Genomic DNA, 22,266 nt, shown 5'->3' with positions numbered 1-22,266 from the left:
AAGGAAAGCTTAACCGGTGAGTTCTCCGTGGCGGCTACAGCGCGCCGTCCAGCCGACCGGGGTTATCTGCACGACCATCCGACGCGCGCAGGAGGCGCAGAACCGCGGTGGCTCCAGCGCCGTGCGCGGATTGTGGCACGCACCGTGGTCACCGGCCAGCGGCTGTCCACAGTGGACACAGAATTCCGCTTGGTTCACAAGGATTCGCTCAGCGCCTTCACCGGCATCTTCAGCTCGGTGAGCATCTGCAGGTCCCGGCCGGCCGGGCGGCCCAGATTGGTCAGGTAGTTGCCGACGATGATCGCGTTGATCCCGCCCAGCATGCCCTGCTCCGCGCCGAGGTCGCCAAGGGTCAGCTCACGACCGCCGGCGAAGCGCAGCATGGTGCGCGGCATGGCCAGCCGGAACGCGGCGACCGTGCGCAGCGCGTCCTTGCCCTCGACGATCTCGTAGTTCTCGTACGGCGTGCCGGGCTGCGGGATGAGGAAGTTCATCGGCACCTCGTGCGGGTTCAGCTCGGCCAGCTGCACGGCGAACTCCGCGCGCTGCTCGACCGTCTCCCCCATGCCGATGATGCCGCCGCAGCAGACCTCCATGCCCGCCTCGGCCACCATGCGCAGGGTGTCCCAGCGCTCCTCCCAGGTGTGCGTGGTGACCACCTGGGGAAAGTGCGAGCGCGCGGTCTCCAGGTTGTGGTTGTAGCGGTGCACGCCCATCTCGACCAGCTCGTCCACCTGCTCCTGCGTGAGCATGCCGAGCGAACAGGCGATCTGGATGTCGTTGCCGTCCTCGCGAATGGCCTTGACGCCCTCGCGGACCTGGGACAGCAGCCGCTCGTCCGGGCCGCGCACGGCGGCCACGATGCAGAACTCGGTGGCGCCGGTCTCCTTGGTCTGGCGGGCGGCCTTGACCAGGCCCGGGATGTCCAGCCAGGCCGAGCGCACCGGGGTCGGGAACCGGCCGGACTGCGAGCAGAAGTGGCAGTCCTCCGGGCAGCCGCCGGTCTTCAGGCTGATGATGCCCTCGACCTCGACCTCCGGGCCGCACCAGCGCATGCGCACCTCGTGCGCGAGCGCGAGCAGGTCGGACAGCCGCTCGTCGGGCAGGCGCAGCACCTCGAGCACCTGCGCCTGCGTCAGCCCCTCGCCACGCTCGAGCACCTGCTCCCGCGCCGTGGTGAGGACGTCGGTCGCGCGTTCGGGTGCTGAGGTCACGGGTTCTCCTTCTCGCTCGGGCACGTCCGGCACAGTGTGCCCGAACACTCCGTCCCGAAGAAGCGACCCAAGTCACTTCTGGGCGGATTCACCCTTCGCGAAGCACTCCGGGTCGAACTCGCCGCCGAACCACGGCGAAAGGCCGCGCCTGGCCTCGGCGAGGAACTCCACCGGGTCCGCCTGACCGGCCCCGGCGGGCAACGCCCCGAGCAGGGGCGCGCCCGCCGCGACCGGCAGGTCCTCGACGTTCGAGCGGGCCGCGAGATCCGGTTCGGCGGGCCAGGCACCGATCAGCACGCCGCCCACGTTGAGCCCGCGCCGGGTGGCCACCTCGGCGGTCAGCGCGGTGGCGTTGAGCGTGCCCAGCCCCGGTTCGGCGACCACCAGCACCAGCGAGCCGAGCGACCACGCGACGTCGGCCAGCGTGCCGCCGCCGGGGTCGAACCGCACCAGCAGCCCACCCGCGCCCTCGACGAGCACCAGGTCGTGGGACTGGTCGAGTTCGGCGGCGGCGCTCGCGGCCTCGCCGGGGGTCACCGGCGCGATCCCGCTGCGCCGCGCGGCGGCCTCGGGGGAAAGCGGGTCGGGATAGCGTCGCAACTCGCGAGTGGTGACGTCACCGGCCAGGCGCCGGACCTCGTCCAGATCACCCGGCTCGCCGTCGGTCACGCCGGTCTGCGCGGGTTTCAGCACGGCGACCCGCCTGCCATCGGCCTTGGCCAGTGCGGCGATCGCCGCCGTGACCACGGTCTTGCCGACACCGGTTCCGGTACCCGAGATCACCAGCACAGTCACGGGCTACGACCCTAGTCCCGGGAGCAAGCCGCGCGTTCCCCGGCGGGTTCGAAAGTGCCGGACTCCGGGTCGAACAGGTAGACCTGAGCGGCGCCCACGTCGAAGTACATGCCGGTCAGGTGCAGTTCGCCGCGGGCTTCGGCCTCCGCGACCACCGGGTAACGCCGCAGGTGGCGCAGCTGCTGGAGGATGTTGTGCAGCGCCAGCCGGTCACCCTCGGCAGCGGGCAGCTCACCGTTGAGCGAAACCGGCGAGTTCTTCTGGTAGCGCCGCAGGCTCGGCTCGGCGTGGCGGAGCCATTCGCGCACCGCGGGCAGTTCGGCGGTCGGATCCAGCATCAGCTTCATCGCGCCACAGCCGGAGTGGCCGCAGACGACCACCTCCGGGACCCGCAGCACACCGACGGCGTATTCGATCGAGGCGCCGACCGAGGTGTCCAGCGGCGGACCGGTGTCCCCGGTGACCCCGCTGTCCGCCGGGACCAGGTTGCCGATGTTGCGCACGGCGAACAGGTCACCGGGACCGCTGGTGGTGATCAGGTTCGGCACGATCCGCGAGTCGGCGCAGGTGATGAACAGGGTGTGCGGGTTCTGCCCGTCGGCCAGCCCGCTCAGCGTGCCCTGCACCAGCGGCGCGGTCCGGCGCTGGAACTCCGAGGTGCCCAGTGCCAGCTGCGCGGTGGACGGCGGGGCGCTGCGCTGGTCCGGCAGGTGCGGGCCCGACTTGGCCTGCCAGTCCGACCACGACGCCAGCCAGCGCGGCACCACCGGGGTGGCGGCGAGCCTGCTCACCGTCGGCGCGCCCGACTTGCCGCGCTGGTAGTACGGGTGCCCGATCTCGTCGACCACCACGGTGCCGCCGGTCCGCTCGTGGGCCAACTGCCAGCTGGACAGGTTCTCGAACGCGGCGTGGTCGAGGTAGTCCACCACCAGCTCGACGGTGACCTCCGCGCGCTCGGGAATGGCGGCGAGCACCTTGGACAGCTTGGGAATGGCGAGAAAGGTCAGCGCGCCGTCGACCACCACGCGCCAGCGGTCGCCGTCGACCTCGGCGTGGATCTTCGACCGGGTCCGCAGCAGCATCAGCACCAGCGAGGCGGCGATGCCGAGCAGCACCCCCGAAAGCATGTCCACAAAAACCACACCGAGCAGGGTGACCAGGTAGATCGGCAGATCGCCGTGGCGGTGCACCTGGCGGATGTTGCCGACGTCGAGCAGCTTCGCGCCGACGTGCACCAGCAGGCCGCCGAGCGCGGCCAGCGGAATGCTCTCCAGCAGCCCGGCCAGCAGCACGCTGAACAGCAGCACCCAGATCCCGTGCAGCACCGCGGAAGCGCGGGTGCGGGCACCGGCGGCCACGTTGGTGGAGCTGCGCACGATCACCCCGGTGACCGGCAGGCCGCCGAGCGCGCCGGAGGTCATGTTCGCCATGCCCTGGCCGACGAGTTCGCGGTTGAGGTTGGCGCGCGGGCCGGTGTGCAGCTTGTCCACCGCGATGGCCGAGAGCAGGCTCTCCACGCTGGCGATCAGCGCGATGGTGAGCACGGCGACGCCGATGTCGAACCAGCCGCCTTCGGGCAGCCGCGGGGCGAAGGAGATCTCCAGCAGGTTGCCGGGCAGTTCGATGCGGTCCAGCTGCATGCCCGCCACCAGCGCCAGCACGGTGGTGAAGGCGATCGCGGCCAGCGGGCCGGGCACCTTGCGCACGGCGTGGGGCAGGCGCGGCCACAGCAGCAGGATGCCGATGGTCAGCACGCCGATGAAGGCGGCCGTGTCGTGGCTGCCGACCAGCTGGCCGGGCAGGGCGAGCAGGTTGTCCAGCGCGGAACTCTGCGCGGAACCGCCCAGCACCACGTGGAGCTGGCCGAGCACGATGGTCAGCCCGATGCCGCCGAGCATGCCGTGCACGATGGCGGGCGAGATGGCCAGCGCGGCGCGCGCGATCCGGCTCAGCCCGAGCACGATCTGCAGCGCGCCGGCGGCGACCACCATGGCGCAGGTGGCCGCCCAGCCGAAGCGGGCGATGGTTTCGGCGACCACCACGGTCAGCCCGGCGGCCGGGCCGCTGACCTGCATGGCGGAACCACCGAACAGACCGGCGACGATCCCGCCGACCACGGCGGCGATCAAGCCCGCCACGATCGGGGCACCGGAGGCCAGTGCGATGCCGAGCGACAGGGGCACGGCAACGAGGAACACAACAAGCGAAGCGGGCACGTCACGCCGCAATAGGGTGGCGAAGCTCATGATCACCAGGGAACACGGAAAGGCGCGAAAAGTCCGCTTTGTGAAGACATCCTCATGTTCTGCCCACGGTCGCTTCGTCACGATTCCGGGCTCACGAACCGCTATCTCCCCCAACCACGTGGGCTGGGTCTCACCCGATCCAGACAACAACCTGAGGAAATTGTCGCGCTGCGTACGGATTTAACCCGAGCAACATTCAGTTAACCGGTGTTGTCACAGGATCGGGTGAACTTCACTCAGGCCACCGCCGCGGCCGCCACGATGGCACGTGAGATCGAGGCGACATCGTCGTCGGTGCTGACGTACGGCGGCATCGTGTAGATCAGGTCGCGGAACGGGCGGACCCACACCCCGTGCTCGGTCACCACCCTGGTCGCGGTGGCCATGTCCACCGGATGGTCCAGCTGCACCACGCCGATCGCGCCGAGCACGCGGACATCGCGCACCGACGGCAGATCCGCGGCCGCCGAAAGTCCACTGTGGAGTCCCGCCTCGATGCGCCGGACCTCGGCGAGCCAGTCCTGTCCGAGCAGCAGGCCCAGCGAGGCGTTCGCCACCGCGCTGGCGAGCGGGTTGGCCATAAAAGTGGGCCCGTGCGCGAGCACCGGCAGTTCGCCCCGCGAAATACCGTCGGCGACCTCCGGTGTGCACAATGCCGCGGCCATGCTCAGATAACCGCCGGTCAGCGCCTTTCCGACGCACAGCACATCGGGCGTGATCCCGGCGTGCCCGGCGGCGAACAGCGAACCGGACCGGCCGAATCCGGTGGCGATTTCGTCGAGGATGAGCAGCACGCCGTTTTCCGCGGTGATTTCCCGCAGGGCGCGCACGTAGCCGGGATTGTGGAAACGCATTCCCCCGGCGCCCTGCACCACCGGTTCCACGATCACCGCGGCCAGTTCGTGGGCGTGCGCCGCGATCGCGTCCGCCAGCATGTCCACATAGGACTGGTCGAGCGGGGCGTCGAACCCGGCAGGCGGTTCCGGCACGAAGACCTGCTCGGCGAGCGTGCCCTTCCACAGCGAGTGCATGCCGCCGTCGGGATCGCACACGCTCATCGGCTGGAAGGTGTCGCCGTGGTAGCCGCCGCGCCAGGTGAGCAGGCGGCGTTTCGCCGGTTGCCCGGTCGACTGCCAGTACTGCATGCACATCTTGACCGCGACCTCGATCGAAACCGACCCGGAGTCGCACAGGAACACGTGCTCCAGCCCGTCCGGGGTGATCTCCACCAGGGTGCGCGAGAGCGCGATCGCCGGTTCGTGGGTGAGGCCGCCGAACATCACGTGGCTCATCCGCCCGGCCTGCTCGGCCAGCGCGGCGTCGAGCACCGGGTGCCGGTACCCGTGCACGGCCGCCCACCAGGAGGACATGCCGTCCACCAGCTCGCGGCCGTCGGCCAGGCGCAGGCGCACCCCCGCCGCCTCGCGGACCAGCAGCGGGGGCACGGTGCCCGGCATCGGGCCGTACGGGTGCCACACGTGACGCGCGTCGAGCGCGAGCAGTTCCTCCTGGCTCGTCATGGCTGGCACCCTACGGGGCGCCCGCCGTCAGCTCAGACGGACGGGAAGCACCTCCAGGCCGTGCATCAGGGTGCTTGCTCGCCACCGCAATTCCGATGGCTCCCCGGCCAGCGCCAGCCCGTCGAAACGCTCGAGCAGCCTGCCGATCGCGATCTCCGCCTCCAGCCTGGCCAGTGGCGCGCCGACGCAGTAGTGGATGCCGTGCCCGAAGGCCAGGTGCCCGCCGGTGGGCCGCTTGAGGTCGAGCTTCGCGGGCTCTTCGAACCGCTCGCCGTCCCGGTTGGCCGCGAGCAGCGAGATCAGCACGAACTCGCCCTCGCCGATCTCCACGTCGCCCACCCGCACCGGTTCGGTGGTGAATCGCAGCGTGGCCAGGTTCACCGGCCCGTCCAGGCGCAGGAACTCCTCGACCGCGCCCGGCAGCAGCGACGGATCGGCCCGCAGCGCGGCCAGCTGGTCCGGATTGCGCAGCAGCGCGAGCACGCCGTTGCCGATCAGGTTCACCGTGGTCTCGTGCCCGGCGATCAGCAGCAGGAAGACCATCGGCACCAGCTCGTGCTCGCCGAGGCGGTCGCCGTCCTCGGAGACCTGCACCAGGTCCGAGAGCAGGTCGGGGCCCGGCTCTGCCCGCTTGCGCTCGATCAGGTCGCGCAGGTAGACCACCAGCTCACCGGCCGCCTTCTCGATCGGCGCCGCCGGATCGGCCGAGACCAGCGTGTTCGACCAGTCGCGGAACTCGGCGCGCTCGGCCTCCGGCACGCCCAGCAACTCGCAGATCACCGTGATCGGCAGCGGGAAGGCGAAGGCTTCGAGCAGATCCGGCTCGCCTCCCTGGGCCTCCATCCGGTCGAGCAGCTCCTCGGTGATCTGCTCGATCCGCGGCCGGAGCCGGTCCACCGACTTCGGCGTGAACGCCTTGTTCACCAGCTTGCGCAGGCGGGTGTGCTCGGGCGGGTCGGAGTTGAGCATGTGCGCGGTCAGCGCCGAGGCGAACGGACGGGCGCCAACGTGCTCGGTGTCCGCCCGGTCCCCCTTGTCTTCGATCTGGGTCTGGAACAGCTCGGAGATGCGCGCCGAGTCCTTGCTCAGCCGCTGGTCGGCGAGCAGCGCCCTGGCCTCGTGGTACCCGGTGATCACCCAGCCGCGCAGGCCGCGGGGCATCACCACCTGCCGTGCCGGGCCTTCACGGCGGAAGATCTCCGCCATCGCGTGCGGATCCTGCATGAACGCGTTGTCGAGCCGGACCGGTTCCACGACTGCCGCCATCGTCGCCCCTTTGGTTCGATAACAGTGTTGTCAGTGTTGTCACCGGGTCAACGACGCGCGCCGCGCTTTGGTGCCCCGAGTCACCAATACGGCCGTACCGTGCACCGCGCCGAGCAGCACGGGCAGCAGCGCCAGCCCGGCCCACGAGGTTTCCGGCTCGATCCCGGCCGCCCGCAAACGCTTGCGCGCCCATGCCGCGAACGGGATCACCACCAGTGGCGAAGTCGCCACCCCCGGCGCGTAACCGCGCGTGGCCGCCGACGCGGCCAGGTGCACCCAGCCGTGCGCGCCGAATCCGGTCAGCGCGCTCTGATAGAACCGGCTCCGGCCACCGGTGACCGCGCCGGCCACCGACGCCGCCGCGACCACCCCGCCCATCAGGCCGATCGCCACCGCGGCGTGCTCGCGCGAGACCCCGGCCCAGATCGGCATGGTGGCCAGTTCCTCCAGGTCGTGCACCAGCCACGCGCCGAACAAGCCCAGCGTCGCCGCCTTCGGTACCCGTGCCACCTCGTGTGCCATTTCCCCGCCCTCCCAGTAAACGCAACGCACCGTTGCGTTGCTATGTTAACCACAACAGGCGGGAGGACGGCGATGCCGGAAGGGCGCGGGCCGCGGCGGGCGCAGGAGATCTTCGCCGCGACGCTGGAACTGCTCACGGAACTCGGTTACGACGGGCTGACCGTGGAGGGCGTCGCTGCGCGCTCGGGGGTGAACAAGACCACGCTGTACCGCTGGTGGCCGTCGAAGGACGCGCTGCTCGGCGCGGCCCTGCTCGACGCCCGCGTCTTCGAACTGTCCATTCCGGACACCGGATCGCTTCGTGGTGACCTGGAATCGTTGCTGCGCCAGGTGAACCGCCTGCTCACCGGCGCGAAGACCGGGGCGATCGCGGCGGCGGCGCTGAGCGCGGCCCTGCACCGGCCGGAGCTGGCCGACGTGCTTGGCGCCTTCTTCGGCGACCGGCTCAGCCAGGAGCTGCCCATCTTCGACCGCGCCCGCGAACGCGGAGAACTGGGTGAGGACACCGATCCCGCGCTGCTGATGGACCTGCTCGGCGGCGCGCTCTGGATGCGCGCGCTGATCCGGCAGGAAGCACCGCGGCCGGGGTTCGTGCGCGAGATCGTGGACGTGGTGCTGCGAGGTGCCTCCATTGCCTGAGCGCCGGTACCGCCCGATCTCCCCCGACGTGCTCGCCCGCGAGATCACCGAGCGGATCGTGGACGGCCCGATCACCAGGGTCGCCTTCGACGGCGCCGGTGAAGCACCCGGCGTGCTCGCCGACGCCGTGGCCGAACTGCTTCGCCCGCATGGCAAACAGGCGCTTCGCGTGTCCACAAAGGACTTCCTGCGGGCGGCGTCGTTGCGCTTCGAACGCGGCAAGCGCGATCCCGACGCCCGCTACGACGACTGGCTCGACGTCGGCGCCCTGCGTCGTGAGGTGCTCGACCCGGCCGGTCCCGGCGGCACCGGCCTCGCGCTGCCCGCGCTCTGGGACGCCGAACGCGACCGCGCCACCAGGCTCGACCGCGTCCCGCTGCTGCCCGGCGCCGTGGTGCTGGTGGACGGCGAACTGCTGCTCGGGCACGGCCTGCCGTTCGACTTCACCGCGCACCTCCTGCTCTCCCCCGGCGCGCTGACCCGCCGCCTGCCACCCGAAGAGCACTGGGCGCTGCCCGCCTTCGAGCGTTACGACACCGAGGTCGCCCCCGGCGAGTTCGCCGACGTGGTGGTCCGCATGGACGACCCGAAGCACCCGGCGCTGATCGAGCGGACCTGACCGTGTCACCTTCGCCGCCGCCGGATCGTCAGAACGAAGTGGACGACTTCGAAGCGCATCGCGCGCACCTGCGCGCGGTCGCCTACCGGATGCTGGGTTCCGTCGCCGAGGCCGAGGACGCGGTGCAGGAGGCCTGGCTGCGGCTGAACCGCCTCGAGGGTGCGATCGACAACCTCGGGGGTTGGCTGCACACCGTGGTTTCCCGCATCTGCCTGGACATGCTGCGGGCGCGCAAGGCCCGCCGCGAGGAACCGCTCGACGACCTGCCGGAGCCCGGCTGGGCGCGCGAGGACCCGGAAACCGAGGCGGTGCTGGCCGATTCGGTCGGCCGCGCGCTGCTCGTCGTGCTCGACACGCTCACCCCGGCCGAGCGGATCGCCTTTGTGCTGCACGATCTGTTCGCCGTGCCGTTCGACCGGATCGCGCCGATCGTGGACCGGAGCCCGGTGACGGCGAAGAAGCTCGCCAGCCGGGCCAGGCAACGGCTGCGCGGGAACCCGGCGGCACCCGCCGGTGAACTGGCCGCGCGGCGGAAGATCGTCGAGGCCTTCCTGAGCGCCTCGCGCGACGGCGATCTCGACGCGCTGCTCACCGTGCTCGCACCCGACGCCATCCGCCGCGCCGACCCCGGCGCCCTCCCGCCGGGCGTGCCGGCCGAGGTGCGCGGCGCCAAGGCCGTCGCCGAAGGCGTGCTGGTGTTCGGGCGACGCGCGCACCTGGCCGAAGTGGCTCTGGTGAACGGCGAGATCGGGGTGGTGGTGGCCCCGGCCGGACGGCTGGCGCTCGTGCTCACCTTCACCTTCGACGGTGACCGCATCGCCGGTTACGAGGTCATCGCCTCGCCACGCCGCCTGGCCGCGCTCGAACTCGCGGTCAGCGGATAGCGGCGATCGGGTCACCGGCGAGCATGGTCTCCAGCCGCTTCGCCAGCACGTCCCAGCGCCAGCTGCGGCTGACCCACTCCCGGCCGGCCTCACCCATGCGGCGGGCGCGGGCCGGGTCGTTCAGCAGCGCGGCGAGCGTTTCCACCAGCTGCATCAGGTCACGGCCGTCGACCACGTGCCCGGTCACCTCGTCGAGCACGGTTTCCGGCGCGCCACCCGAGCGCCCGGCGACCACGGGCAAGCCGGTCGCCGACGCCTCCAGGTAGACGATGCCGAGGCCCTCCACGTCGAGGCCCTTGCCGCGGGTTCGCGCGGGCATGGCGAACACGTCACCGGCGGTGTAGTGCGCGGGCAGTTCCTCCCACGGCACCGAACCGGTGAGCACCACGTCGTCGCCGAGGTCGAGCGAGTCCACCAGCCCGGCCAGCTTCGCGCGGTACGGGCCGCCGCCGACCAGCAGCAGGGCCACGTCCGGCACGCGCTTGCGCAGCTCCAGCATGGCGAGCACGAGCATGTCCTGTCCCTTGCGGGGCACCAGCCTCGACACGCACACCACGGTCGGCCGGTCACCGAGCCCGTAGCGCTTGCGGATCGACTCGCGGGCGACCGGATCCGGGCGGAACAGCTCGGGGTCCACACCGGACGGCAGGTGCTCCAGCCCGGCCATCGGCCCGAACGCGGCGGCGAACCGGTTGCGGGTGTACTCGCTGACGAAGGTGACCACGTCGGCGGTGTCCCCGATCCGCCGCAGCGCCTGCCGCGCGGCGGGCAGCATCGACCAGCCGACCTCGTGCCCGTGTGTGCTGGCCAGCACGCGCTGCGCCCCGGCCGCGCGCAGCGGGTGGCCGAGCAGCGCGAGCGGCGCCGCCGCGCCGAACCAGACCGCCTCGCACTCGCGCGCCCGCATGATCTGCTTCGCCCGGCGCAGCACCCCGGGGGTCGGCAGCATCAGCGACGTCGGGTGCCGCACCACCTCGAACGGGGCGGCCGCGTCGAACTCCGCGTCACCGCGCCACGCCGGTGCGTAGACCACCAGATCATCCGCGGGCACCAGCTTCGCCAGCGAGTGCAGGTAGGCCTGGATGCCGCCGTGGCGGGGCGGGAAGTCGTTGGTGAGCAAGAGCGTTCGGCGCACCAGGCGAGGCTAGCGGGAAGCACGAAGGCCGCCTTCCCCGGGAGGAAGGCGGCCTTCGGTGTGGCTGTCCGGTGCGCGTCAGGCGACGCGGCGGGCACCCACGTAGTTCTTCTGCAGCGGCGAAACCTTGACCACGTCACCCGTGGTCGGGGCGTGCACCATGTTGCCGCCGCCGATGTAGATGCCGACGTGCGAGACCGGCGAGTTGTAGAACACCAGGTCACCCGGCTGGAGCTGATCCCGCGGGATCGACTTGCCGAAGGTCGACTGGGCCTTCGAGGTGCGCGGGAGGCTGATCCCGGCCTGCTTGTAGGCCCAGCCGGTCAGGCCGGAGCAGTCGAAGGAGTTCGGGCCGGTGGCACCCCAGGAGTAGGGCTTGCCGCGCTTGCCCATGGCCGCGTCGACCGCGGTCTGGGCGGCGGCACCGGGGGCCTTGATCGGGCCGACGTCTTCGCCGGTGTCCTTCTGCGCGGCCTTGTCACCGTCGCTGAGGTTGCCGTAGGCGTCCTCGAGCTTGTCCTTCTGGTCCTCGAGCGACTTCTTGCGCTGCTCGATGTCCGACTTGAGCCGGGAGGCCTCGTCCTTGGCGGCCTGGGCCCGGCCCTGCGCGTCGGTGGCCAGCTGCCGGGCGTCGGCGGCCTGCTTGAGCGAGCCGGCGTAACCCTGCAGCACGTTGTTCTGGTCGGTGGCCAGCACGTCCAGCGCGGACGAGCGGTCCAGGAAGTCCTGGGCCGAGTTGCCGGTCAGCAGCGCGGACATCTTGTTCAGCTGGGCGCCGCTGGTGAACGACGCGCCGGCGAACTTGTCCACGTCGACCCGGTAGCGCTCGATGTCGGCGCTGGCCGTGCTCTCGGTCTGCTTGGCCGCTTCGAGGTCCTGGTTCGCCTTGTCGAGTTCGCCCTGCTTGGCCTTCTCGTCCTCGATGGCGTTGAGGTGGTCCTCGTTGAGCTTCTCGGCCTGCTCGGCGAGTTCGCGGTACTTCTTGAGCGCCTCGGACTCGCTGCTCGGGGGTTGCTGGGGGGCGAGGATGGGGGTGGCGGTGGCGGGAGCCTGGGCCAGCGTCACGGCCGCGATCACGGCGGTGGCTGCCAGAGCGCCTGAAACCACGCGCTTTACCGGATGCGACTGCACGTCGCGCGTGTCTCCTTTGCGTTCGGCCGCCTCACCGGGACACCTGCGCGACGAGGTCGGGGGCCCTCGTCACTGGCCGGTGGGCGGACACAGCACCCGTTCCGGCCGGTGTCTGGCAACCACGCACCCGTCAGCCACCGCACCAGGCAGGGCAGCAGAGCACGCAGTATTTCCGGTTCAGCTCCCCGACAAAGCTGCTACGGCGGCAATCTCGTGTCGCCATCCCTTGTGCGACGGCTACCGGCCACGAGATCTCGGCCAGGTTACGAAATAGGGGCCTGCGCGTCCACCATCGTCACGGCAAAAACTCTCAGTAGCGATAGGAATCACCAGATGGACCAGCAGGGACACGATCGGTGTGACCAGCGCAACAGTTCACTACTCTGCGATGAGAGAACCGCTCACCCGATGGGATCGACCGCTCGTCGAGGCGAACCGGCGTGACGCTGATCACCGGCTCCATCCGCCGAGCCCTGCCTACCGCGTGGCGATCGCTCACCCGCTCACAGCCCGGCCGGAAATCGCTGGGATGAGATGGCTCACTACGCTGCCTTTGTGGCTGGTGCGGAAGATGTGGAAACGGCTGTCGGACTTGCTTTGGCGACGCTCGGCGAGGCCGCGCCGGAGAAGTGGGAAAACCCCGCCGGGACCCTGACGTGGACCTGCTGGGAAACCGCCGAGCACCTGGCCGACGACCTGTTCGCCTATGCCGCCCAGCTCGGCCTGCGCCGTCCCCCGGTGGACCGCTACGTGCCGTACGAAATGATCCGCCGTCGTCCGGAAGCGCCGGACGGTGTGGTCTTCGCCGATCGCTCGGCCGGACCGGACGGCCTGCTGCAGGTACTCGAGACGTGCGGCGCGCTGCTGGCCGCGATGGTGCGCACGGCCCCGCCGACCGCGCGCTGCTTCCACTCCCTCGGCACCGCCGACGCCGCGGGCGCGGCGGCGATGGGCGTGGTGGAGGTGCTGGTGCACACGCACGACCTGGCCGCGGGCCTCGGCCTGCCGTGGACCCCGCCCGAGGACCTCTGCGACCGCACCCTGCGTCGCCTGTTCCCGGACGCCCCGACCGGCACCCCGCGCTGGGCGACCCTGTTGTGGGCCACCGGCCGCGGTGAGTTGGCGGGCCGCCCTCGGCTGGAGTCGTGGCGGTGGGACAGCTCCATCCGCGACTGACGACGGCTACCGGCCGACGAACTCCCAGTGCCACGGTTCTTCCCGGCCCCGCCCCGGCTGGGCCCAGCCGGGGTTGACCCAGCCGTACGAGCGCGCGTTCGCGGCCAGCCAGCCGTACTCCGGCGTGCCGAACGACTGCACGCCACCGCACATGTCCACCGCGAGCCCCCAGCCGTGGTTGCTGGTGCCGGGAACGGCGGCCAGTGAGGGTTTCCGGCGGTACAGGTCCACCTGACCGGCGAAGGTGCGGTACGAGTCCGTGACGCACAACGGCCGCCGGAACGTGCCCGCGAAGGCCTCCGAGAGCGCGGCGAAGGTCTGCGCGGCGTCACAACGGAGCACGTGCGAGCCGATGCCGATGGGGCACAGCGCGCCAGCCGGGATCAGGCCGTTCGGGAATCCGCCCCAGGCCCCGGCGGCCTGGTCGGTACCCGGCGCGGCGGGCGGCAGCTCGACGCCGCCACACCGCCAGGTCAGTTCCCCCGAAGCGCGCTGCGGCACCGGAGCGGGCTCACGCGTCCCCAGCGCGGGCCGGACCACGCCCAGCACGCTGTCCCCGGCGGGCATGTCGGCGACCACCACCCCGGCCAGCCTGGCGTCCGCGGCGAGCATGGTGCGGCTGTCCAGCACCACCCCGACCGACTGCACCCCGTACTTCGCGGGCCCGATGAACACCAGGTCGCCCGGCTGGGCGTCAGCGAGCGGCACCGGCTTCCCCGCCGCCAGCTGCTCCCCCGCCGAACCCGACAGCGGCAACCCGGCACCGGAGAACACCGAGCGCACCAGGCCGTCGCACGAGTACGCCACCGGCCCCTCACCGCCGTCCTTCGGCACGTACGGCTTGCCGAGCGCACCGATGCCCGCGGTCACCGCGTCGATGGTCTCCTCCGGCAGCACCAGAATCCGCTGACCGTCCACACTGGACTCCGCAACACCCGCCTGCGGCCCGCCGGAACCGGCCAGCGGCCGCAGCCCGGCAGGCAGCTTCGCCGGATCGGCCAGCGCCGCGGCCGACGGCGGCTTGATCCCGGCGGCCGCCAGCCGATCGGTGTAGGCCTTCCAGTTCGACGCGGTCTGCGAGTTCCGGTCCCGCTGCGCCCGCTGCTGCTCGACGACCGCGGCGTTGGCGTCCTCGATCGGGCCGCGCAGCTCCGAGCTGATCGCGTCCGCGCGGTTGGTGGCGTCCCCGTTGCGACTGTCCAATTCGGCCTTGCGCTCGGCGGCCGTCTTCTCCGCACCGGCCGCGGCGCCCTCCGCGTCGACCGCCCTGCGCTGGCGGTCCAGCGCGCTGTTGAGCCGGGCGTCCTAGTCCTCACGCAGGTGGTCCACCATGGACTTGCCGTTGAGCAGATCGCTGGCGTTGGTGGCGCTGAACAACAACCGGACGTTGTCGGGCCGCCCCAGCGAGGTGAACACCGACCTGGTGAACTCGTCGGCCTCCCCGCGCACGGCGTTCAACTGCGCCTCGGCCTCCAACCGCTCGGCGGTGGCGTGCTGCAGTTGCGCCGTGGCGGTGCCGAGTTCGGCTTCGGCGGTCTCGATCCGCCCGGCCAGCTCGCCGAGTTCCCGTTGCACGTCACCGGCGGTGCGCTGGAGATCGGCGACCTTGGGATCGGCGAACGCCTCACCCGGCCGCGGATCCCCCGGCCCGGTGCCCGGCGCCACCCCGGCCTCCACGCGCAGATCACCGGGATCCGCGGGCACGTCGTTCTGGGCAACCGCCGTCGGAGCCACGAGCAGCGCGCCCGCGAACACCAGCGGTAGCGCCAGGCCGGTTCTGGCCCGCATCCAACGACCTCCACCTGTTCAACAGCACCGGACAAACGCTTGTTGTCCTACCGTCATCAACGGGTGAGGGCCACTCGGGTCACTCCTCGGAACGGTTTCGGTTCGGCATCGGGGGATTTCCCGATGCCGAACCGCTCCCCTACTCCGCGCGCAGGCCGTCCAGCCTGGTCACCTGCCGCAGCAGCGGCCAGGTCAGCGCCGTGGTGACCAGCACGGCCAGCACCGCCGCGCCCGCCATAGTGGCGAGCAGCCCCACGTCGAGCGTGAACGGCAGGCCGACGTACCGCAGCGTCGGCACGGTCAGCCCGAGCCCGGCCACGATCGCCAGTCCCACCCCGACCAGCACCGGGATCGCGTTCTGCCACAGCGAACCACGGGCCAGCACGGACAGCGGCACGCCCGAGGCCGACAGCGCCGCCAGCGGCCGCCGCCGCTCGACGATCTGCTCGATGGACAGCATCAGCAGGCTCAGCGCCGCCACCGAGAGCACGAACGCCGACGCCGCCATCAACGCGGCGCGGAAGGTGCCAGTGCGCTGGTCGAGCTGGGCGCTCATGGTGGACGGCTGCTGCACCGCCCGCACGTTGACGTCCCAGGCCAGCGGGCTGAGCGCGGCCGCGGCCCGGTCGATCACCGCGTTGGTGTCACCCGGCCCCGACACGGAGAAGGTGATCGAGCCGCCCGGCGGCACCACCGAACCGAGCGCGCCCGGGGTGATCAGCAGGTTGCCCGAGGCCGTCCGGACGGCCTGATCGCCGGGCACCGTCCGGATCTGCGCCGGAACCGTCCACATCGGACCCGGTTGCGGATCGCCGTTCTGGTACTCGACGAACTGCAGCTCCCCGGTCGGCACCGCGCGCGACGGCTGCGACGAGCTCTCCGGAACACCGACGGCGAACACGTCGCCGTCCTCGCACGATGGCAGGTTCGCCATGGTCCGCAGCGCGGCGCAGTTCCCGATCTCCACGCTGGTCCCGTGCCTCTCCGAACCCGGCTGCCGCAGGCTCGTCTGAGTGACCTCGTGCACCCCGGTCAGTCCCGGCACCCCGGCCAGCCGCTGCCGCACCTCGTCCGCGTGCGCGCCGTCCGTCCAGATCTCGGCGGCCTGCGCCTGCGGTGGCTGCCAGCCGTAGTTCTCGTTGTCCCCGGCGGTGAGCGAGACCAGCAGGGTCTGGACCAGGATGGTGCCGGCCAGCACGACCACGAGCCCGGACACCACCCGGCTCGCCGTCCCCCCGTCCATCTGCAGCCGCCGCACCGCGAACTGCAGCGACGGCGTACCACCGCGCAGCCCGCGCACCACCTTCTCCACCGCCCACGGCAGCAGGGCGGCCACGCCGATCAGCAGCAGCCCGCTGCCCACGCTCAACGCCATGCCCACCGCGTCGCTGTTGTCCCGCTCCTCGGCGAACAGGGTGAGCACCATCAGCAGCGCACCCAGTCCGGTGATCGTCCAGCGCCACCACATCCGGCGCTTGATCGGCTTGCTCTGCCGCACCACGCCCAGCGGCTCGACGATGGTCCGGCGCAGGCCGAAGATCGCCGCGCCGACGGCGAGGCCGGGCACCAGCAGCGCGATCGCCACCGCCAGCGGCCACGACGGCACGAAGTCCTCCGGGAACAGCTTCATCCCGAACAGGTCGAGCTGCCCGATCAGCGGGCGCAGCGCGGCGAACAACGCGGTGCCGACCACGAGCCCGGCGATCGCGCCGAGCAGCGACTCGGCCGCGGCGATCCGGCGCACCTGCCGCGCGTCCACGCCGAGCAGCCGCAGCGCGGCGAGGCGGCGTTCGCGTTGCGCGGCGCCCATCCGGGACGCGGTGGTGACAAAGATCAGCAGCGGCAGCAGCAGCGCCACCACGATCGGCGCCAGCAGCAACGCGGTGGTCGCGTCGAGCATGAACCCGTCGGCGGGCACCCCGAACCCGGTGACCTGCTCGACGCCGTCGGTCTGGCTGAGCCGTTCCACCGTGGCGCCGAGGTAGAACTTGAGGTCACCCGCGTCGGAGAGGCCCGCCTTCCCGATCTCCCCGACGACCGTGCCGGGCACCCGCGCCCGCAGCGAATCGCCCTTCGGCCCGGCGAGCAGTTCGGCCGCCGCGGGCGAGACGAACAACTCCCCCGGCGCCGGGATCCGGTCGAGACCGGGCGGCACCGGCGAACTCGGCCCGCTCGCCGCGATCACGTGCGTGGCGAGGTAGTCGTCGTCCAGCTCGGTGTACCAGCCGTAGGAGTAGAGCGGATCCACGCCCGGCCGCGGGTCGGTGACCTCCTTGTTCGCCGACGTCCGCGCGTCGTACTCGGAGACCACGTTCCCGACCGAGGCGGCGGGCAGCAGGATCGCCACCACGAGTGCCACGCCGATGGTGGTCATCACCAGCCGCAGCAGCGCCTGCCCGGACATCCGGCCGCCCCCGACGGCCAGCCGGAGCCCGAGCATCAGGTCGCGGATCACGAGACCAGCTCCCGATCACTCGCCTTCCCGTCACGCACCACGACCTCACGATCGGAGTACGCGGCGACGCGCGGTTCGTGCGTCACCAGCACCACGGCCGCCTGCGTGGTGCGCGCGGCTTCGGTGAGCATGCGCATCACCATCTCGCCGTTGAGCGAGTCCAGCGCCCCGGTCGGCTCGTCGGCGAAGATCACCTTCGGCCCGGTGACCAGTGCCCTGGCCACCGCGACCCGCTGACCCTGCCCGCCGGAGACGTCACCGGGACGGCGTCCGCCCAGCTCGCCGACCTCGAGCCGGTCGAGCCACTGGCGGGCCTTGGCCTCGGCCGCGGTCCGCTTGGCCCCGGTCAGCCGCAGCGGCAGCGCCACGTTCTCCAGGCAGGTCAGCTCCGGCACGAGCTGGCCGAACTGGAAAACGAAGCCGAAGTCGGTGCGGCGCAGCGCGCTGCGCTCCTTGTCGCTCATCCCGATCAGGTCCCGGCCCTGGTACTCGATCGCACCCGAGTCCGGGGTGACGATGCCGGCGAGGCAGTGCAGCAGCGTCGACTTGCCGGAGCCGGACGGCCCCATCACGGCGAGCACCTCACCGGCACGCACCGAGACGTCCGCCCCGCGAAGCGCGCTGGTCTGGCCGAAGGACTTGTGCAGGTCGCGGGCCCGCAGCAGTGGCTGGTTCATCGGCGCACCGCCTCGGCGAGCGCGTCCAGCCTGGCCGCGGTCAGCTCCAGCCAGCGGAGGTCGGCTTCCAGGTGGAACAACGCGTGGTCGCAGATCAGCTGGTCGGCCAAGTCTCCCCCGGTCTTGCGCTTGGTCAGCTCCCGCATCACCTTCAGGTGCGCGGCGCGCTGGCTGTCCAGCACGTCGGTGGCGCTGCGCCCGGACAGCAGCGCGAGCACCACCTTCGTGTAGAGCGTGTTCTGCAGGTACGGCTCCGGGCTCTCCGGCGTGGCCAGCCACGACTTGACGTCGGTGACCCCGGCGTCGGTGATGGTGTAGCGCTTGCGGTCCGGTCCGTCCCCCTGCTCCACGCCCGCCTCGACGACCAGCCCGTTGCGCAGCAGCCGGGACAGCGTGGAGTACACCTGCCCGTAGGCGAGCGGGCGCCCCTGGGCGAACTGCTCGTCGTAGGACCGCTTCAGGTCGTAGCCGTGTCGCGGCCCCGTTTCCAGCAGGGCGAGCAATGTGCGCGATACCGACATGCGACCTCCTTCCCCTTTGGTGTTGCCTGCCTGTGTGCGGAGGACTATACACGGCAGGTATACACCCCGCGTATACCCCGAGTGCATACGACAACAGTGCAGGTCAGGCGGGGTTACGGCGAGAGAGGCTCAGACCCGGCCGAGGCGGGTGAGCAGCACGGCCGAGGGCACCGGGTGCGCGCCGCGGGCGCGGACCGAGTCGGCGACCGCGCGATCGGAGGTGGCCACCACCAGCGGACGGCCCGCCGGTTCGGCCGCGACGAGCGTGCGGATCACGTCGTCGGCGAGCACGCCCTTGTCGGAGAACAGCACCCGCACGCCACGGGCGGCCGCGGCAGGCACGGAGATCACGCCCGCGCCGTCGAAGACCACGGTGATCTCGGCGCTCGTCCGCGCGGACAGCGCGCCGAGCTGCTGGGCCAGCCTGTCGCGCTGGTCGGCCAGCGCCAGCTCGGGGTAGCCGGTCTTGGAGACGTTGTAACCGTCGACGATCAGGTGCACCCCGGGCAGCGCGAGCAGCCGGTCCAGCGCGGCCGGGTCCTGGACCTTGCCACCGCCGTCGGCGCGCGTGCTGGCGCCGCGGACCACGTCGGCGGGCAACGGCCCGGCGTGGCCGAGCGAAAGCTCCCGCCGCAGGCCCTTCGCGGCCCCCTCGATGGTGTCGATGAGCAGCGCCAGGCGGACCTCGTCGGCCTCACGCGCTTCCCTGGCGGACTGGCGGGCCACATCGGCGTCGGCGACCGCGTTGTCGGCACGGGCGCGCTCGGCGGCCGCGCGCTGACGCTCGCGTTCGAGCTGCGCGGTCAGCGCGGCCACCTCCTCCGCCCGGATCCCGCCCGCCTCGGCGGCGGCCGCCCTGGCTTCCTCGGCGGCGTCCTTGGCCTGGCGCAGCTTCACGCCCTGCTCGCGCAGACGGCCGCGCAACCGGTCCAGCTCGGCCTCCCGATCGGCCCGCGCGCTCTCCACCACGCGCTTGGCCTCGGCCAGCTCCGCCTGGACCCGCTCCAGCTCGCTTTCGAGCCGGTGGATCCTGGCCAGCGCGGCATCGCGCTCGGCCCGCAGGCTGGTCTCCTCGGCGTTCTTCGCCACCAGCCGGACACGGGAGTCCGCGCTCGCCTCACCCAGGAGCACCGCCGCGGTGGCCGCGGCGACCGAGTCGAGCGCGTTGGGGTCGAGCACGTCGGGGCGGTGCTCACGCAGCCACTCCAGCACCGCGGTGCGGAACCGGCTGGACTCGCCGAGCGTGCCGAGCAGCGCGGAGCCGCCCAGCTTGGCGCGCTTGGCCGGGGCGAACCGCGCCACCGGACGCAGCTGGCGCGGTACGTCGGCGAGCGGGAGCTTGCCCAGCGCGGCCGCGGCCAGCTCGGCGATCCGCTCGCGAATGGCATCGGGCAGCTCGACCCAGTTCACCGGCCTGGCCGGGTGCTCCGGCTGTTCGAGCTGGTCGCGCACCTCGGGGGCCGGTGGCACGCTGCCGGCGTGCTCCGGTTCGGGGTGCGCGGATGCGGTCATCAGCCCAGGGTAGACCCGGCACCATGGCACGGCAGGACGTGTCCACGCCGCTGTGGCGAGTTGTGACCAACCGAAGATTGTCGGTACCGGTGCTTAGGGTGCGAAGCCATGACCGCGTCCCCGGCTGGCCAGCTCGCCTTCGACGAACTCGGCACCCCGCTGCGGGACACCACCTTCGTGGTGTTCGACCTGGAGACCACCGGGACCAAGCCGGGGCCGGACGGCATCACCGAGATCGGCGCGGTGAAGGTGCGCGGCGGTGAGGTGCTCGGGGAGTTCGCCACGCTGGTCGATCCCGGCATGCCGATCCCGCCGCAGGTCGTCTCGATCACCGGGATCACCCAGGCGATGGTCTACGACGCGCCGCGCATCGACCGCGTGCTCCCGGCCTTCCTGGAGTTCATCTCGGGCGCGGTGCTGGTCGCGCACAACGCCGCCTTCGACGTCGGCTTCCTGCGCGCGGCCTGCCAGGGCCACGGCTACCCGGTGCCGAAACCGGCGGTGGTCTGCACGGTCCGGCTGGCGCGCCGGGTGATCTCCCGGCAGGAGACGCCCAGCCACCGGCTCTCCGCGCTGGCCGCGCTGTTCAACTCCGGCACGGTGCCGAACCACCGCGCGCTGCAGGACGCCCGCGCCACCGTCGACGTGCTGCACGGCCTGCTCGAACGGGTCGGCTCGGTCGGCGTGCAGTCGCTCGAGGAGCTGCTCGACTACCTGCCGGAGGTCACCCCGCAGCAGCGGCGCAAACGCGGCATGGCCGCGCACCTGCCCACCACGCCCGGCGTCTACCTGTTCCGCGGGCCCGGCGGCGAGGTGCTCTACGTGGGCACCGCGTCGAACCTGCGGCGCCGGGTGCGGCAGTACTTCACCGGTTCGGAGAGCCGTGGGCGCATCCGCGAGATGGTCGCGCTGGCCACCGGGGTGGAGGGCATCGAATGCGCGCACGCGCTGGAGGCGGAGATCCGGGAGCTGCGGTTGATCGCCGCGCACCGGCCCGCCTACAACCGGCGGTCGAAGAACCCGCACAACTCGTGGTGGATCACGCTGACCGACGAGGCGTTCCCCCGGCTGTCGGTGATCCGGCTGCCGAGGGACGGCGCGCTCGGCCCGTTCCGCAGCCAGGCTGACGCGAAACTGGCCGCCGACACGCTGTCCGGGGCCGCCGGTCTGCGCACCTGCACCCAGCGCATTTCGGCGGTGGCGCCGAGCGGCAAGCCGTGCGTGCTGGCGGAGCTGGGGCGGTGCGGGGCGCCGTGTGCCGGGCAGCAGAGCACCGGCGAGTACGAGCCCGCCGTGATCGCGGTCGCGGACCTGTTCGCCGGGCGCGACGCGGAGCCCCTGCGCTCGGCGGCGCGTCAGCTGGAGCTGCTGTCCGAGGCACAGCACTTCGAGCAGGCCGCGCGGCGGCGGGACGAGCTGGCGCTGCTGGTCCGCTCGGTGGACCGCGCGCACCGGCTGGCCTCGCTGGCCACCATTCCCGAACTGGTCGCCGCGAACCCCGACGGCGAAGGCGGCTGGGAGTTCGCGGTGATCCGGTACGGCCGCCTCGCCTCGGCCGGGGTCGCGCGCCGGGGGGTGCGGCCGATGCCGGTGGTCGAGATGCTGGTGGCGTCGGCGGAGACCGTGCTGCCGGGGCCGGGCCCGCTGCACGGGGCTTCGCGGGAGGAAGTCGGCATCCTGCTGCGGTGGCTGTGCCGTCCCGGGGTGCGGCTGGTGCGCACGAGCCGCCCGTGGGCCGAGCCCGCGCGCGGGGCCGGGTCCTGGCGGCCGTGGCTGGACCTGGTCGGCACGGCCGCGGCGCTGGAGCACCCGAACTGACGATTAGGATCGCGGCGAGACCACTCCCACAGAAGCCAGGAGGCATCCCGGTGATCACCGCGATCGTGCTGATTCACGCCGCAGCGGACAGCATCCCCGAAACCGCGCAGGCGATCGCGGACATCGACGGGGTCAAGGAGGTCTACTCGTGTGCCGGTGAGGTGGACCTGGTGGCGATCGTCCGGGTCAGCGCGCACGAGGACCTGGCCGACCTGATCCCGGCGAAGATCGGCAAGATCCCCGGCGTGCACAACACCGACACGCACATCGCCTTCCGCTCCTACTCGCGGGCGGACACCGAATCCGCCTTCTCCATCGGTGTCGACTGATCCGGCGCGTCCGGGACAG

21 protein-coding genes are annotated in these 22,266 nt (G+C 71.8%); 6 read left to right on the top strand and 15 right to left on the bottom strand.

Features of this window, described 5'->3' with window-relative positions:
• Positions 1-9: 9 nt before the first annotated feature.
• From YIM_RS50010 to YIM_RS12365, 7 genes are all read right to left on the bottom strand, one after another.
• Positions 10-198, bottom strand: a complete 189-nt coding sequence (locus YIM_RS50010; protein ID WP_370468978.1) for a hypothetical protein — start codon at positions 196-198, stop codon at positions 10-12.
• The gene (gene bioB / locus YIM_RS12390; RefSeq protein ID WP_153030495.1) at positions 195-1,214 is read right to left on the bottom strand and encodes a biotin synthase BioB; all 1,020 of its coding nucleotides are present in this window, start codon (positions 1,212-1,214) and stop codon (positions 195-197) included. The genes YIM_RS50010 and bioB overlap by 4 nt, the downstream gene beginning before the upstream one ends.
• Before the next feature lie 72 nt (positions 1,215-1,286).
• On the bottom strand, positions 1,287-2,009 hold the full coding sequence (gene bioD / locus YIM_RS12385; protein WP_153030494.1) for a dethiobiotin synthase: 723 nt from the start codon (positions 2,007-2,009) through the stop codon (positions 1,287-1,289).
• An 11-nt stretch (positions 2,010-2,020) separates the two neighbouring features.
• On the bottom strand, positions 2,021-4,255 hold the full coding sequence (locus YIM_RS12380; RefSeq protein WP_153030493.1) for a bifunctional SulP family inorganic anion transporter/carbonic anhydrase: 2,235 nt from the start codon (positions 4,253-4,255) through the stop codon (positions 2,021-2,023).
• A gap of 236 nt (positions 4,256-4,491) precedes the next feature.
• Positions 4,492-5,775, bottom strand: a complete 1,284-nt coding sequence (locus YIM_RS12375; protein ID WP_153030492.1) for an adenosylmethionine--8-amino-7-oxononanoate transaminase — start codon at positions 5,773-5,775, stop codon at positions 4,492-4,494.
• 27 nt (positions 5,776-5,802) lie between these two features.
• Positions 5,803-7,041, bottom strand: a complete 1,239-nt coding sequence (locus YIM_RS12370) for a cytochrome P450 (RefSeq protein ID WP_153030491.1) — start codon at positions 7,039-7,041, stop codon at positions 5,803-5,805.
• Between the two features lie 39 nt (positions 7,042-7,080).
• Positions 7,081-7,563, bottom strand: coding sequence for an HXXEE domain-containing protein (locus tag YIM_RS12365; RefSeq protein ID WP_153030490.1), 483 nt, complete (start codon positions 7,561-7,563; stop codon positions 7,081-7,083).
• A gap of 72 nt (positions 7,564-7,635) precedes the next feature.
• Here YIM_RS12365 and YIM_RS12360 point away from each other — a divergent pair, with 72 nt between their 5' ends.
• The 3 genes from YIM_RS12360 to YIM_RS12350 are packed head-to-tail and all read left to right on the top strand — an operon-like array spanning position 7,636 to position 9,705.
• Positions 7,636-8,202 (top strand): TetR/AcrR family transcriptional regulator, encoded by a 567-nt coding sequence (locus tag YIM_RS12360; protein WP_153030489.1) that lies wholly within the window; start codon positions 7,636-7,638, stop codon positions 8,200-8,202.
• Positions 8,195-8,821, top strand: coding sequence for a uridine kinase (locus YIM_RS12355; RefSeq protein ID WP_153030488.1), 627 nt, complete (start codon positions 8,195-8,197; stop codon positions 8,819-8,821). The genes YIM_RS12360 and YIM_RS12355 overlap by 8 nt, the downstream gene beginning before the upstream one ends.
• A gap of 38 nt (positions 8,822-8,859) precedes the next feature.
• Positions 8,860-9,705, top strand: a complete 846-nt coding sequence (locus tag YIM_RS12350; protein WP_228004691.1) for a sigma-70 family RNA polymerase sigma factor — start codon at positions 8,860-8,862, stop codon at positions 9,703-9,705.
• Here the strand turns inward: YIM_RS12350 and YIM_RS12345 are convergent.
• Both YIM_RS12345 and YIM_RS12340 read right to left on the bottom strand, forming a co-directional pair.
• On the bottom strand, positions 9,695-10,840 hold the full coding sequence (locus YIM_RS12345) for a glycosyltransferase family 4 protein (protein WP_153030487.1): 1,146 nt from the start codon (positions 10,838-10,840) through the stop codon (positions 9,695-9,697). The genes YIM_RS12350 and YIM_RS12345 overlap by 11 nt on opposite strands.
• Before the next feature lie 78 nt (positions 10,841-10,918).
• A complete protein-coding gene (locus YIM_RS12340) occupies positions 10,919-11,971 on the bottom strand; it encodes an NlpC/P60 family protein (protein WP_153030486.1) in 1,053 nt (350 codons plus the stop codon).
• Between the two features lie 555 nt (positions 11,972-12,526).
• On the opposite strand from YIM_RS12340, the gene YIM_RS12335 reads away from it, so the two are divergent.
• Positions 12,527-13,147, top strand: coding sequence for a maleylpyruvate isomerase N-terminal domain-containing protein (locus tag YIM_RS12335; RefSeq protein ID WP_153030485.1), 621 nt, complete (start codon positions 12,527-12,529; stop codon positions 13,145-13,147).
• 6 nt (positions 13,148-13,153) lie between these two features.
• Here YIM_RS12335 and YIM_RS12330 read toward each other — a convergent pair whose 3' ends face one another.
• The 6 genes from YIM_RS12330 to YIM_RS12310 form a co-directional block, all read right to left on the bottom strand.
• Positions 13,154-14,350 carry a D-alanyl-D-alanine carboxypeptidase family protein gene (locus YIM_RS12330; protein WP_228004690.1) on the bottom strand — a complete coding sequence of 399 codons (1,197 nt, stop codon included), beginning with the start codon at positions 14,348-14,350 and terminating at the stop codon, positions 13,154-13,156.
• Positions 14,351-14,452: 102 nt separating this feature from the next.
• On the bottom strand, positions 14,453-14,935 hold the full coding sequence (locus tag YIM_RS49105) for a hypothetical protein (protein WP_228004689.1): 483 nt from the start codon (positions 14,933-14,935) through the stop codon (positions 14,453-14,455).
• 139 nt (positions 14,936-15,074) lie between these two features.
• On the bottom strand, positions 15,075-17,390 hold the full coding sequence (locus tag YIM_RS12325; protein WP_153030484.1) for an FtsX-like permease family protein: 2,316 nt from the start codon (positions 17,388-17,390) through the stop codon (positions 15,075-15,077).
• Complete coding sequence (locus YIM_RS12320; protein ID WP_153030483.1) at positions 17,387-18,067, bottom strand: ABC transporter ATP-binding protein; 681 nt, start codon at positions 18,065-18,067, stop codon at positions 17,387-17,389. The genes YIM_RS12325 and YIM_RS12320 overlap by 4 nt, the downstream gene beginning before the upstream one ends.
• Positions 18,064-18,588 carry a PadR family transcriptional regulator gene (locus YIM_RS12315; RefSeq protein WP_153030482.1) on the bottom strand — a complete coding sequence of 175 codons (525 nt, stop codon included), beginning with the start codon at positions 18,586-18,588 and terminating at the stop codon, positions 18,064-18,066. The genes YIM_RS12320 and YIM_RS12315 overlap by 4 nt, the downstream gene beginning before the upstream one ends.
• A gap of 129 nt (positions 18,589-18,717) precedes the next feature.
• Positions 18,718-20,100 (bottom strand): NYN domain-containing protein, encoded by a 1,383-nt coding sequence (locus tag YIM_RS12310; RefSeq protein WP_153030481.1) that lies wholly within the window; start codon positions 20,098-20,100, stop codon positions 18,718-18,720.
• A 108-nt stretch (positions 20,101-20,208) separates the two neighbouring features.
• On the opposite strand from YIM_RS12310, the gene YIM_RS12305 reads away from it, so the two are divergent.
• Complete coding sequence (locus YIM_RS12305) at positions 20,209-21,918, top strand: DEDD exonuclease domain-containing protein (protein ID WP_153030480.1); 1,710 nt, start codon at positions 20,209-20,211, stop codon at positions 21,916-21,918.
• Between the two features lie 50 nt (positions 21,919-21,968).
• Positions 21,969-22,247 carry an Lrp/AsnC family transcriptional regulator gene (locus YIM_RS12300; RefSeq protein WP_153030479.1) on the top strand — a complete coding sequence of 93 codons (279 nt, stop codon included), beginning with the start codon at positions 21,969-21,971 and terminating at the stop codon, positions 22,245-22,247.
• Positions 22,248-22,266 lie beyond the last annotated feature (19 nt).

The sequence above is a fragment of the Amycolatopsis sp. YIM 10 genome, from assembly GCF_009429145.1.
Classification (GTDB): Bacteria; Actinomycetota; Actinomycetes; order Mycobacteriales; family Pseudonocardiaceae; genus Amycolatopsis.
Note: the sequence above shows the minus strand (reverse complement) of the source record. Positions and strands in the feature narration are given on the sequence as shown.